Origin of the sequence: Kribbella hippodromi, assembly GCF_039531045.1 — a bacterium.
Classification (GTDB): Bacteria; Actinomycetota; Actinomycetes; order Propionibacteriales; family Kribbellaceae; genus Kribbella; species Kribbella hippodromi.
Map to the genome: position 1 here is coordinate 96,160 of NZ_BAAAPH010000004.1, position 13,438 is coordinate 109,597.

Consider the following 13,438-nt stretch of genomic DNA (forward strand, 5'->3'; position numbering starts at 1 on the left):
GTCCTACTGTGAAAGCCCGCCGACTGATCATCACGCACTCCTGGGGATGAGGTGTTCTTCCAGCGGTTCTACGAGCTCGGTCAGCCGTTCCAGCTCATCCGGTGTGACCGGAGCGAGCGGGGGCGCGCAGTGCGCCGGGCACAGACCACGTGCGTTCAGCAGTGCCTTGACCGTCGGTACGCCCGGGCGCACCGTGTGGATCTTGGTCAGCGCAGTTGCCAGCTTCTGCAGCCGGTCCAGCTCAGCGCCCGGAGCAACCAGCTGCAATGCCAGTCCAGGAGCCAAGTTGGCGATGCCAGGCGTGATGCCGGGTACGCCGGCCCGGATCGCGTCCGCCAAGCCGTGCTCATCGCCTTGACTGACCTCGAGTCCAAGCGACATGAGGTAGTGCAGCATCTCGGTGTCACCCGAGGAGTCCTTCACCCCGACTAGGTACGGCTTAGACGCGGCTGCACTCTCTTGCGTGAACAGAGTCGAGCGGGGCGAGTTGTAGGCGACCACGGGCAGCCCGTGGCGACTGAGCGCCTCGAAGTGCGCTACCACCTCGTCGGGGCGGTGTTTGAAGAACGTAGGCGGACTGGACACAATCCCGTCCGCACCGGCCGCGGCAGCGTCGTCAGCTCGCCGCTCCGCTTCCGCAGTCCCAGGGGCCGTCACGTTGACCAGGACCGTCCCGTCCGTGACCAGCTCCTGCCAGCGCTTCACAACTCCGGCCGCGAACTCACCAGACAGCTCCGCTGGGATCAGCGGCCCTTCCCCATTGCTGCCGAGCAACATCAGCCGACGTACGCCGACAGCGGCCATTGCTGCCAGCAAGTTCTCTGCCGCCTCCGCAGACGGCACTCCAGGAGCTGACATCGGCGTCACCAACGGAACGACCACGCCACTCAGCAGACTCATCCGTGCCACCTCTCGTCGTCGAACAACGTGACTTCGCCGCGCTCCATCAGCACGATCAGACTCAGTAGTGCGCCCCAGGTCTGGAACGGCTCGCTGTTCGGCTTGTCGCAGGCGGCGCCGTGCACACTGGAGTAGTTCTCATGGATGTGCCGGTGCTCGTTCCACTCCTTCAGCACCAGCCGCGAGCTGCCGTCGGCCAGCCAGGTGGCTGCGTCCTTCTCACCTGCCCGCAGCAACCCCAGGTACACCAAGAAGTTCACCGGCGGCCAAGCACGCAGCTCCCAGTACGACGTCTCCTTGAGCTGGATCGGCTCGTGCCGCGATGACGTCGGCAAGATCCACTCACCACCGAACCCGTCATCGGCCAGTAGGTGCTCGGACAGCATCCGCCCGACGCGCTCCCCCGTACCCACTCCGGCCAACAGCGGGTAGAAGCTCATCGTCGACAGCCGCTCGGTCACCTGGCCGGTGTCGGTCCGACGACTCCGGTAGATGCCGCTCGGCTCGTCCCACAGCGTCTCCATGGCGCGTACGACGGTTTGCTGCCGATCCCGTAGTTCAGCAGCTATCGCTTTCTCGCCCAGGATGTCCGCGATGTCAGCCAGTGCCTCACAGTCGGCGGCGTACAGGCTGTTCATGCCCACGTCGTGCGCGGCCAGCAGACTCTTCTCCTGGTCGAACAGCACGTCGTCGAACACCGGATGCCCGTCCCATCCGGTCTCACAGGTCGCTCCGAAGTGCTGATGTATTCGCGGAACGTCCTGCGGTGACGGGTACTCCGGGTCGAAGTACGTCGACCCCGCGCACAACAGCTCGCCGTCACGGCGTGCGCGCCACCACCAGCGGTTCCAGGAGAGCAGTGGCTCGAAGGTCTCCTCCAGGAACCACCTGTCGCCGAACCGCCGGTACAGCTCCAGAACGGTCAGCGATCCGATCGGCGGCTGCGAACCGTCGTACGTCTTCCGGCCGGTGCCCTGCTCGACGTTCGGGACGAAACCGTCCGGGGTGCGGGCACGGAGCATCTCGATCACGTTCACGTACGCGGCCGGCTTGCTGTTCGGCGCCGCGATCAACGCGTTGAAGAACGCATCCCAGCAGAACAACGCGTACCCACCGCGCTTGCCGACGTTCCAGAGCCGGCTCACGGTCGTGATCACCCGCGCCTTGGACGGCTCGTAGATCGTGTTCCACGAGATCGCGTCCCGAACGATCTCGTGATGCTGAGCAATCGGGTCAGCGCCGGCGACACCGAACTCAGCCGATGCGCTCGCGACAATCGCCGCGATCTCGGCCAGACTCCGTTCACGACCCGTGGACACGCCGACCGTCTGGGACAGTTCGACGGCAAGGTACGGACCATCGATGTCGCAGTACGGATCATCGACGTGCTTGCCGGTCGTGAAGACGGCGATGACCCGATCGCCAGTCGCGCGAATCCGCTCGCCCTCGCGCACCACGACACCCGGGCGATTCCAGAGGTAGTTGACCGCGACCGTCAGCAACGCGCTCTTCTGCTGATTGGCCAACGGCGTCACCAGCGCCACCAGGTCATCGCCGACCTGCGCGGTCTGGACCCGGATGGTCACCCCGGCCCAGCTAACAGTCGTCTCGGTATAGCTCCCGTCGTACGCGTGCGGGCCGAGGGTCACCGTCTCCGCGCCCTCGGTTCGCCGCCCGATCTGCGCGGTCCGCAGCGACGTTCCGCGGTAGTACTCCTTCAGCCCGAAGGACACGCCGAGCGCATCCGGGAGCAGGACCTGGGTCAGCACACTGCGGGTGTCCCAGGTGTTCCAGCCGCGCCCCAACTCGTCCTGGAGCCGGTCGTAAGCCGCCGCACTCTCGTTCGTCATAGCACCAGCCTGGCACCGACGACTTGGCTAATACGAATTACCCGGCGCGTTCCTCGATCACTTCACCGCGAGTACGCCGTGCGTCACCAACTCGACACCGATCGCGAGCGTGAGGAAGCCGATGATCCGGCTGAGCGCGCCCAGACCGGTTGGACCGAGCTTGTCGACCAGCGGGGTACCGAATCGGAGCATCAGCGCGACCAGCGCGGCCAGGACCAGCGCCGCCACGATCACACTCAGCCGATTGGTGATCCCTGGATGCCGCGCAGTAAGCGCGATCACGACCCCGATCGCACCCGGACCGGCGATCAGCGGTAACGCCATCGGCGAGAACGACACGTCCGGCTTGACCACGCCGTGCGTCTTCTCGTCGTCGGTCAGCGCCTGCCGGGACACGATCATCCCGAAACCGGAGTGCGCGACGACCAGTCCACCGGCGATCTGCAGCGCCGGCAGACCGATGCCCAGCCCCTCCAGCACCAGCGTCCCGAGCAGCGCGAACACCGCCAGGATGCCGAGCACGTAGACACCGGTCATCACCGCCTGGCGCTTCATGGCGGCCCGGTCGACGCCCTCGGTCAGCCCCGCGAACGTGGCCAGCGCGCCGATCGGGTTGGTGATCGGCAGCAAGGCGGCTAGCGCCGAAACCGCAACGTGTACGGGCTCCACGGTCGGGAGCGTACACCTCTCGACCGACAGAGCGCGTACCTCACAACGGCGGTTCGACGTACCAGCGCGGCAACTGATCCGGCTGGAGGTTCGTCGCGTCGCCGGGGCGGGACAACGTGAGGATCGCCTGCTGGATCTCGGGGCGTTCGTTCAGCGCGTCCTCGATCGCGTACAGGCGGGCGGCGACCTCCGACTCGACGTCGTTGCCGACGACATCGACCGCGGCGACGAGGAAGATCCGGTCCGCGCCGACCCACTCCATGTGCAAGAAGGTCACCCGCTCGATGTCCTGGTGGTTGAGCAGCGCGCGCAGTACCCGGTTCCGCGCCAGCGGCGTGACTGCCTCGCCGGTCAGGAAGTCCATGTTCCGGCTGATCAGGAACAGCGCCACGACGCCGAGCAGTACACCGACCACGATCGAGCCGATCGCGTCCCAGACCGCGTTGCCGGTCAGTTGATGCAGGAAGATCGCGACGCCGGCGATCAAGATGCCGATCAGCGCGGACAGGTCCTCGACGAACACCGCGCGGAGCACCGGGTTCGAGGTGATCCGCACGTACCGCCAAGGTCGCAGCATCCGCTCGAGCGCACCGGCCTTGGTCTGCCGCATGGCCTGGGTGAACGAGATCCCTTCCAGTACGAACGAGACGCCGAGCACCGCGTACGCCCAACCGTACGAGGTGTTTTCCGCCTCACCGTGCTCGAGCGACTGGATGCCGTGCCACACCGACACCGCGGCGCCCACGGTGAACAGGCCGAACGCGGCGAACATCGACCAGACGTAGCCGACCCGCCCGTACCCGAGTGGGTGCTTCCGGTCGGCCGGCTTCCGCGCCCGCCGCTCCCCGACCAGCAGGAAGACCTCGTTGCCGGTATCGGCCCAGGAATGCGCCGACTCCGCCGCCATCGACGCCGAACCGGTGATCACCGCGACGATCGTCTTGGCCACCGCGATCAACAGGTTCGCCGTGAGCGCGACCAGGACCGTCAGGAGACTCTCGCTCCCGCCATCCGCCTCGTCGGTACTGCTCACAGCTCTGACATTAGGTCATCCGACTCCCGTCATCTGGTAGGCCGGATGATGCGTTGCTCGATTGCGCGGTTCACTGCGCCGGCCCGGTTGTCGACCTCGAGCTTGGAGTAGATGTGGGCGAGGTGCGACTTGACCGTCGCCTCGCTGACGAACAGCAACTTGGCCAGGTCGCGGTTCGACTTGCCGCTGGCGAGCAGGGTGAGGATCTCCACCTCCCGCTCGGTCAGGCTCGGCCCGGAGCGTCGCATCAGCCGCGCAGCGACCGCCGGCGCCAGCACGGTCTCGCCGCGGGCAGTACCGCGGATCGCCCGGAACAGGTCCTCTGGTGGCGCATCCTTCAGCAGGTACCCGGAGGCGCCCGCGTCGATCGCGCTCATGATGTCGGCCTCGGTGTCGTACGTCGTCAGCACCAGCACGTACGGCGGGTCGGGCAGCGCTCGTAGTCGTGCGGTCGCCTCGGCTCCACCCGCGCCGGCGCCGAGGTTGAGGTCCATCAGCACCACGTCCGGATGGAAGGCCGCGACGAGTTGCTCGGCACTGTTCGCATCTGGGGCCTCGCCGACGACGGACAGGTCCTCCTGTCCCTCGAGCAAGGCCCGAACCCCGGCTCGCACGACCGGGTGGTCGTCGACCAGAGCCACGCTGATCATGGACTTTCCTTCGTCGCCCGCAACGGAACCGACGCGGCCAGCGCGGTTCCCTCGCCCGGTTCACTCTCCAGCACCAGCGTTCCTCCCAGTTGTTTCAGCCGGTCACGAACTCCGGCCAGACCGTGTCCGCGGTCGGAATCGATCTTGGCACGAGATCGCGGAAGGCCGCGGCCGTTATCCACAACGTCGAGGACGACGGCATCGGGCTGGTAGGTGAGCGTCACGACGGCCGATTGCGCGGCGGCGTGTTCGAGTACGTTCGCCAGTGCGCCGCGGGCCGTACGCAGCAAGGCGGTCTCCACTTCGGAGTCGAGCGTCACGGGCGTACCGTGCACCTGCACGCGGACCTCTACTGGGCTGTGCGCTGCCAGCCGCTCACAGGTGCGGCGGAGGGCTTCCGGCAGGCCAACCACCAACTCGGCCGGAGCTAGGTCGCGTACTACTCTCCTGGCCTCGTCCAGCCCGTCACGTGCGGTGGCAGCTGCCTGAGCGGCGTGTAGGCGTGCTTGGGCGGGCTTGTCGTCCCACTCACGCTCGGCAGCGTGCAGCAGGAGGTTGATGCTGGACAGGCCCTGCGCCACGCTGTCGTGGATCTCGCGTGACAAACGGGCCCGCTCTGCCAGTACGCCGGCCTGGTGCTGTGCGTCGATCAGATCACCCTGGGCGGCGCTCAGGTCGTCCAGCAACGCCTGCCGGGCCAGTGCGTCCCGCTCCAGCGCCCGATAGGCGCCTACGGCAAGCACTGCGATGCAGACCGGCCCCAGCACGATGGTCGGATCGACCCGGTCAGCCATCCGCGTCCACTGCACCACTGTGACCACCACCATGCCCGCTACGACCAGACAGGCCGGGCGGAACGACAGGACCCGCAGTGCAACGAAGGAGAGCGGCACAGCGCACCAGGCGAACGACGGTGCCAGTAGCACCAGCAGGAACCACTCGAGCACCAGCAGCGCCAGCCAGACCTGGCTGTTGAGCAGGCGGTAAGCCGCGTACGTAGCCAGGAGCACCACGGCGCCCGCAAGCACCAGGGGCACGCGGTCGCCGAAGCCGTGACCGGTCAGGTAGCGCACCGCGGAGGCCAGCACGAGGACGACCAGCGCCGCATGCAGCGCGGTCGCCAGTCGGTGCGCGTGGCCCAGGATCGCCGGATTGTCTGCAGTGGTCATGTCCTGCCGATCGTAGGCCGGAAAGTGCCGGTTCCGAATCATCCGTTCGGCTAGCCGTTGCTGGCCGAACGCCTGTCGTGCGGACGGCCGCGGCGACGGAGGCTGGAACCAGTCCGGAACCGATCCGCACTCCCCGACCCACCTGATTCGCACTCCCGACCGACCTATTCGCACTTCCCGACCGACTGAGAGGTCCGCACATGTCCGTCCGTACGCTGTCCGCCACCCTCGCGCTGTCCGCCACGCTGCTCGGCCTCGGAGCCTCGACCGCCTCCGCCGCCCGGCCGAGCACCTACGAGCTACCCGGTGACCCCGGTGGGTCGAAGTTCGAGGGCATCGGCTTCGACGCCCGGACGCAGACCTACTACGTGTCCGAGACCACCGGCGGCGAGATCCACCGCGGGCAACTGCGGTCCGGCTCCGCCGCGGAGTGGCTGCGCGGCGACGGCACCGACGGCCGCTGGACCGCCCGTGGTGTCAACGTCGACTCCCAGGGCCGGGTGTATGTCGCCGGCGGACCGAACGGGATCGACCACCCCGGTGCGCCGGACCTCTGGGTGTACGACCGCGACGGGCGGCTGCTCGCCGCGCTGCGCACCGGCGTACCGAACACGTTCCTGAACGACCTGGTGATCGGGCCGGACGGCGCGGCGTACGTGACCAACTCCAATGCCCCGCAGGTCTTCCGGGTGTCCGAGCAGGGTGGTCAGTGGAGCATCAAGACCTGGGCCGACGGGACGGGCACGATCGAGACAGCGACCGGCTTCAACCTGGGCGGCATCGTCGTGTCACCCGATCGGAAGGCGCTGGTAGTGGCCCAAGGCAACGTCGGCAAGCTCTGGCGCTTCGACCTGCGGTCCGGCCAGGCCACTCCGATCGACACCGCCGGGGCCAACCTGGTCGACGCCGACGGACTCGTGCAGCAGGGCACCAGCCTGTGGGTCGTGCGGAACTTCTCCCGCGTGCTGAGCACCCTGCGCCTGGCCCCAGACGGCCGGACCGCGCGGCTGGTGTCGGCGACACCGACCGACCCGGACCGGGTGCTGACGACCGCCAAGTTCGCGCAGGGCCGGTTGCTGGTGGTGGACAGCAAGTTCGACGAGCCGACCGCGGTCCCGCCGTACCAGGTCATCGCCATGAACCCGCCGCGCCGATGAAGCGCCGTCCGATCGCCGTGGTCGCCGTCCTGCTGATGGCGGTGACCACAGCGTGTTCCACTGAGACCAGCAGTACACCGAGTCCCACCGCACCGACCTCGGCACCGACGACCGGCGCGACCACCGAGCCGACCAGCGGGCCGAGCGCCGGGCCTGGCTCGGCGCCTACTACGCAGCCATCGACCGCGAGGAGTACCTCAGTGCAGTCCGCTCTCGACCGCCAGCTGATCGCCGCCGCCTGGAAGAACGACGTCTCCGAGGCGAAGCGCTTGATCGCAGCCGGTACGAACGTCAACACGACCGACGACACCGTGCAGAGCGCGTTCCTGATCGCCGCCAGCGAGGGCTACCTCGACCTGCTCAACCTCACGCTGGCCAACGGCGCGGACGTTCGCAGCCTGGACAGCTACCACGGCACCGCCCTGATCCGCGCCGCCGAGCGTGGCCATGCAGCCGTCGTCGGACGGCTCATCCAGGCCGGCGTAGCGATCGACCACGTCAACAACCTGGGCTGGACCGCACTGCACGAAGCGATCTTGCTCGGCAAGGGCAACCAGGAGTACCTCGACACCGTGCGACTGCTGATCGCCGCCGGAGCAGACCGAAACAAACCCGCCGCCAAGGACGGCACCACGCCGGTTCAAGGCGCAAAGCAACGCGGCCAAACCGAGGTAAGTGATGTCCTGGCCACCAAGGCGCCCGCAAGTGCGCTACTAGGTGCCGCGACATCCGGTGACGCCAACAAGGTCGCCGCGGCATTGGCAGCCGGCGCATCGATCGAGACCCGCGACGATCACCGGCGTACGCCGCTGTTGCTCGCCGCGCTCAACGACCGGGTGGACGCGGCCCGCCTCTTGGTGCAGCTCGGCGCCGACCCGGATGCACAGGACGACCGGCAGGACTCCGCCTGGCTCGTCACCGGTGTCACCGGCAGCGTGGCGATGCTGGAGACCCTGCTCCCGGCGAACCCGGACCTGACCCTGCGGAACCGGTTCGGCGGCATCTCCGTCATCCCGGCCAGTGAACGCGGCCACGTCGAGTACGTACGCCGAGTGGTCCAGACCAAGATCAACGTCAACCACGTCAACAACCTCGGGTGGACGGCCTTGCTGGAGGCGATCATCCTCGGCAAGGGCAGCAAGCCGTGGCAGGAAATCGTCCAGATCCTCCTCGACGCCGGCGCCAATCCGAGCCTCGCCGACGCCGATGGAGTCACGCCGCTCCAGCACGCCGAGTCACGCGGCTACGACCAGATCGCCAAGATCCTCCGCACCGCCGGAGCGCGCCAATGACGCCTACCTCGGACGTCCGATGAGCGCCGGCCGGACGTCCCCTCATCGGGCAGCTGCCGGATCAGTCGCGGGTGAGACAGCGGGACGGCAGTTCGAACCAGCGGAGGTGGTCGAACTCGCGGTTCACCCGGCCTTCCGGATCGGACGGGTTGTCCGCGCAGGTGGCGAGCAGCTCGCGGGCCTCGGCCAAGTACCCGTCGAGCGCCGATTCCGGCGCCGTGTGATCGTGGCGCGGGTACCGGAGCCTGCCGTCGGCGTCGTACCCGACCTGCGAGAGCCGCATCGGCGGCTCGACCGGACCGCGGTGATGCCGCCAGAGACCGTTCGCCGGATCGAATCGGTAGTCGCCGAGCAACCGCCACCCGTCCCGGGCCACCAGCTTGACCGCCTCGACGACGTACGTGAACACCGCCGCCGAGATGAAGTAGTTGAAGTTGACCCGCACCCACCCCGGCTTGATCCCCTCGCAGCCGTGGAGGATCTCCTCCTCGAACTCGTGCGAGCGATCAAGGTCGATCCCGAGCAGCGCATGACCGTACGGACCGGCACACGAACAACCGCCCCGCGACTGAATCCCGAAGAGGTCGTTCAGCAACGCGACCACGAAGTTGTGGTGCAGGTACCGCCCCGACGGCGCCTTCACCACGAAAGACACGATCGACAACCGCTCGGCGTCCAGGTTGCCGAGGATCTGGAGGTTCGGCTCGTCCTTCCACGCTTCGACCGCACGGCGCAGGTAGGCGTTCTCATGCGCGCGGATCACGTCGATCCCGACCGCCTGTTTCAGCTGGAACGCCAGACCGGCACGGATCGACCCGATGATCGCGGGCGTCCCGCCCTCCTCGCGGTGCACCGGATCGTCGAGATACCGATGCTCCAGCGGGTTCACGTACGCGACGGTCCCACCGCCCGGCACATCCGGGACCCGGTTGCGCAGCAGCTCCCGGCGGGCGACGAGTACCCCCGGCGTACCGGGGCCGCCGATCAGCTTGTGCGGGCTGAGGAAGATCGCGTCCTTGTACGCGAGCGGATCGTCCTGGTGACCGCCGTACATGTCGATCTCGATGTACGGCGCCGCGGCCGCGAAATCCCAGAACGACAACGCGCCGTACCGGTGCAGCAACGCCGAGACCCGGTGCGTGTTGCTGACGATCCCGGTGACGTTGCTCGCTGCCGAGAAGGACCCGATCTTCAGCGGGCGATCGGCGTACTCGCGCAGTCGTGACTCCAGCTGACCGATGTCGATGTGACCGTCCTGATCCTGGCTGATCATCACCACATCGGCGATCGACTCCCGCCAGGGCAACTCGTTCGAGTGATGCTCGTACGGGCCGATGAACACCACCGGGCGCTGCTCCGGCGGGATCTGATCGGTCAGGTGGTAGGTGTCGTCGAGCTCGGCGGGAATCCGCAGGCCCATCACACCGATCAGCTTGTCGATCGCACCGGTCGCGCCGGAGCCGCAGAAGATCACCGCGGTCGCGTCGTCGCCGCCGACGCTGGTGTGGATGATCCGGCGGGCGTCCTCGCGCAGCCGGGTGGTCTGCAGACCGGTACCGCTCGACTCGGTGTGCGTGTTCGCGTACCGCGGCAGCACCTCGGCGCGGATGAAGTCCTCGAGGAAGGTCAGCGCCCGGCCGGACGCCGTGTAGTCGGCGTACGTGACGCGGCGCGGACCGTACGGCCCCGGCATCACCTGGTCGTCGCCGATCACCGACGCCCGGATTCGCCGCAGCAACGGCGTCTCAGGCGGCATCTCCGGCGGCACGTCGGTCTGACTGCCGGCCTGCTCGCCCTGGATGCTCATGTGGCCAGGGTAGGTCCGCGGAGTGATGTTCGTCTCGTGTGGCGACGTGGCGCTCTGGATAGGGTCGGTGCCAGTCGACCGCGAGGAGTTTGGGATGACGTTTTCCGCCGAGCTGTGGGACCGCGGTGCCGCCGGCGTGTACGAGCAGATCGTCCGGCACCCGTTCATCACCGGGCTGACCGACGGGAGCCTCGACCACGACGCGTTCCGCTACTTCATCGTCCAGGACAGCCACTACCTGCGGGCGTACTCGCGAGCACTCAGCCTGGTCGCCGGACGCGCACCGGACGAGGACGCGGTCCGCATGTTCGCGCTGCACGCGGCCAACGCAATCGCGGTGGAGCAGGAGCTGCACACCTCATTGCTGGAGTCACTCGGTCTCACCACTGCCGACGTGGACGCTGCCGGTTCCGGTCCGACCACTACGGCGTACATGTCCTATCTGACCGCGGTCTGCGCCACAGGTACATACGCCGAGGCGGTAGCTGCCGTGCTGCCCTGCTACTGGATCTACCGCGACGTCGGACGGGAGCTGCTCAAGCGGTCCTCCTCCGACCCGCTGTACGCGAAGTGGATCGCCACGTACGGCTCCGAGGAGTTCGACGCGGTAGTCGAGGACGTGCTCGCCGTCACCGATGCACTGGACGTAGGCGCCGCGGAGCGGGAACGTTGTCACCAGCACTTCGCCATGACGTGCCGCTACGAATGGATGTTCTGGGACGCCGCGTACCACAAGCTCGATTGGCCGGTGGGATGAAGGACTTCTACGACGTCGTCATAGTCGGCGGTGGGCACAACGGGCTCGTCGCCGCCACGTACCTGGCCCAGTCCGGGCTGTCCACGCTCATCCTCGAGCAACAGGCGCACACCGGCGGTGCGGCAGTCAGCGAGCGCGTCTTTCCCGGCGTGGACGCCCGCCTGTCCCGCTACTCGTACCTGGTCAGTCTGCTGCCCGACAAGATCGTCGCCGACCTGGGGCTGGCATCGGAGCTCAGATCACGCTCAGTCGCGTCGTACACACCCGTGCGTCGCTCCGGACGTGACATCGGCCTGATGGTGGAGCGCCCCGAGGGTGCGGCGACCAGAGAGTCGTTCAGGGCGCTCACCGGCACCGACACCGAGTACGAGGCCTGGACCGACTTCTACGGCGCAGTCGGCACGCTGGCCGCTGCAGTGGCGCCCACACTGCTCGAACCACTGCAGCCTGCTGCTGACCTGCGCTCCCGCGTCGGCAACTCACTGTGGGAAGAGCTGGTCGAGCGGCCGCTGGGCGAGACCATCGAACGCCGCTTCGCCGACGACACCGTCCGCGGCGTCGTAGCGACTGACTCGGTCATCGGTACGTTCGCTGGGCTGCACGACGAGTCACTGATCCAGAACAGGTGCTTCCTGTACCACCTGATCGGCAACGGCACCGGCGAGTGGCGCGTGCCCGTCGGTGGCATGGGAGCCGTCACGGACGCACTGGCAGCCGCTGCACGACGCGCCGGTGCCGCACTGGTGACCAACGCGTCAGTCACCTCAGTAGAGGTCGACGGCGTACGCGGATCGGTCACCTGGCTCGGCGGCGACGGCGAGCGTTCCGTCGACTGCTCCTGGGTTCTCTCCAACGTCGCACCGTCCACCCTGGCCGAGCTACGCGGCCAGACCGGTGTCGAGAAGCCGGAGGGCTCCCAGCTCAAGATCAACCTGCTGCTCCGGCACCTACCGGCTCTCAAGTCCGGTGACGACCCGGCGCGTGCGTTCGCCGGTACGTTCCACATCGACGAGGACTACACCCAGCTCGAGTCGGCGTACCAGTCCGCTCTGGCAGGCCAGCTGCCGCCCGTACCGCCGTCCGAGGTGTACTGCCACTCACTGACCGACCCGTCCATCCTCTCCCCCGAGCTGATTGCCTCCGGCCACCACACGCTGACCGTCTTCGGCGTCCACTTCCCCGCCCGTTTGTTTGCCTCCGACAACGAATCGGCCCGCGCCGAGGCCACCCGCCGGGTCCTGGCCGGCCTCGAGTCGTACCTGGCCGAACCACTCGACGCCTGCATCGCCCGCGACGCCGACGGCAACCCGTGCATCGAGGCGAAGACCCCGTACGACATCGAGGAATCCGTCGGCATGCCCGGCGGCCACATCTTCCACGGCGACCTCCAATGGCCCTGGGCCACCACCCCCGCCGAGGCCGGCCGCTGGGGCACCGAAACCGACACCGCCAACCTCCTCCGCTGCGGCTCCGGCGCCCACCGAGGCGGCGCCGTCTCCGGCCTGGGCGGCCACAACGCCGCCATGACCATCCTCACCCGCTAACCGATTTCGCATCTCCCCAATCCTCCTGCTACGCTCCTCTTCGTTCGAAAGCAACACCAAGCGCCGCTAGCTCAATTGGCAGAGCAGCTGACTCTTAATCAGCGGGTTCGGGGTTCGAGTCCCTGGCGGCGCACAAAAGCCCAGGTCAGAGAGCTGATCTGGGCTTTCGCTTATGTGGCCCCATGCTTTATCCCATGCTTTTGTGTCCTACGCCACGTCGGACCCGTAGGTGTCGGTGGTATCTGTCGGGTCAGGATGCCGGTGTGGGTCTGCAACGTCCGGTGGCTTGTTGAGGGGTGCCTCCAGCGCTGCCGGGTTCTTCGCCTTCCGTCTCATGTAGACATCTGGGTTAGCGACGGCCTGGCCGGCGAGTCCGGGAGTGGCGAGATGCATGGGGCGCGGTTCGTGGCCGGTATTGCGGTGACCGTGGGTGTTCGGCGTCGTCTACGGCGGGTTCGCAGTCCTCGGCATCGCGCTGGCCGTCCGCCTGGCGGACTACGTAGGGGTCCGCTGGTTCGACTCATCGTGAAGCCGCCGAAACCTCCGAAGCTATGGCTGAGCGTTGCCGGTTGGCTCGCGCTCCTCGCGTTCGGCGCGGCCAATCTCTGGA

11 protein-coding genes and 1 tRNA gene are annotated in these 13,438 nt (G+C 67.6%); 5 read left to right on the forward strand and 7 right to left on the reverse strand.

What is annotated here, in order from left to right:
• Positions 1-30 precede the first annotated feature (30 nt).
• From ABD260_RS07385 to ABD260_RS07410, 6 genes are read right to left on the reverse strand one after another with little or no spacing between them, the layout of a single operon-like run.
• Positions 31-900 (reverse strand): dihydrodipicolinate synthase family protein, encoded by an 870-nt coding sequence (locus ABD260_RS07385; RefSeq protein WP_344232601.1) that lies wholly within the window; start codon positions 898-900, stop codon positions 31-33.
• Complete coding sequence (locus ABD260_RS07390; protein WP_344232602.1) at positions 897-2,750, reverse strand: MGH1-like glycoside hydrolase domain-containing protein; 1,854 nt, start codon at positions 2,748-2,750, stop codon at positions 897-899. Before ABD260_RS07390 ends, ABD260_RS07385 begins: the two co-directional genes overlap by 4 nt.
• Before the next feature lie 57 nt (positions 2,751-2,807).
• On the reverse strand, positions 2,808-3,419 hold the full coding sequence (locus ABD260_RS07395) for a MarC family protein (RefSeq protein ID WP_344232604.1): 612 nt from the start codon (positions 3,417-3,419) through the stop codon (positions 2,808-2,810).
• Positions 3,420-3,459: 40 nt separating this feature from the next.
• Positions 3,460-4,452: a cation diffusion facilitator family transporter gene (locus ABD260_RS07400; RefSeq protein ID WP_344232605.1), complete on the reverse strand. Its 993-nt coding sequence runs from the start codon at positions 4,450-4,452 to the stop codon at positions 3,460-3,462.
• A gap of 29 nt (positions 4,453-4,481) precedes the next feature.
• Positions 4,482-5,102 carry a response regulator gene (locus ABD260_RS07405; protein ID WP_344232606.1) on the reverse strand — a complete coding sequence of 207 codons (621 nt, stop codon included), beginning with the start codon at positions 5,100-5,102 and terminating at the stop codon, positions 4,482-4,484.
• Positions 5,099-6,271 carry a sensor histidine kinase gene (locus ABD260_RS07410; protein ID WP_344232607.1) on the reverse strand — a complete coding sequence of 391 codons (1,173 nt, stop codon included), beginning with the start codon at positions 6,269-6,271 and terminating at the stop codon, positions 5,099-5,101. The genes ABD260_RS07405 and ABD260_RS07410 overlap by 4 nt, the downstream gene beginning before the upstream one ends.
• 200 nt (positions 6,272-6,471) lie before the next feature.
• Between ABD260_RS07410 and ABD260_RS07415 the strand changes: the two genes are divergently transcribed.
• Entirely contained in the window at positions 6,472-7,428 is a 957-nt protein-coding gene (locus ABD260_RS07415) for an SMP-30/gluconolactonase/LRE family protein (RefSeq protein ID WP_344232608.1), read from the forward strand.
• A complete protein-coding gene (locus tag ABD260_RS07420) occupies positions 7,425-8,720 on the forward strand; it encodes an ankyrin repeat domain-containing protein (RefSeq protein WP_344232609.1) in 1,296 nt (431 codons plus the stop codon). The genes ABD260_RS07415 and ABD260_RS07420 overlap by 4 nt, the downstream gene beginning before the upstream one ends.
• A gap of 61 nt (positions 8,721-8,781) precedes the next feature.
• Here ABD260_RS07420 and ABD260_RS07425 read toward each other — a convergent pair whose 3' ends face one another.
• On the reverse strand, positions 8,782-10,527 hold the full coding sequence (locus ABD260_RS07425; RefSeq protein ID WP_344232610.1) for an aminotransferase class V-fold PLP-dependent enzyme: 1,746 nt from the start codon (positions 10,525-10,527) through the stop codon (positions 8,782-8,784).
• Between the two features lie 94 nt (positions 10,528-10,621).
• Between ABD260_RS07425 and tenA the strand changes: the two genes are divergently transcribed.
• From tenA to ABD260_RS07440, 3 genes are all read left to right on the forward strand, one after another.
• The gene (gene tenA / locus ABD260_RS07430) at positions 10,622-11,284 is read left to right on the forward strand and encodes a thiaminase II (protein ID WP_344232611.1); all 663 of its coding nucleotides are present in this window, start codon (positions 10,622-10,624) and stop codon (positions 11,282-11,284) included.
• Positions 11,281-12,828: a phytoene desaturase family protein gene (locus ABD260_RS07435; RefSeq protein WP_344232895.1), complete on the forward strand. Its 1,548-nt coding sequence runs from the start codon at positions 11,281-11,283 to the stop codon at positions 12,826-12,828. The genes tenA and ABD260_RS07435 overlap by 4 nt, the downstream gene beginning before the upstream one ends.
• A 60-nt stretch (positions 12,829-12,888) precedes the next feature.
• Positions 12,889-12,961, forward strand: a tRNA-Lys gene (locus ABD260_RS07440).
• The last annotated feature ends 477 nt before the right edge of the window (positions 12,962-13,438 follow it).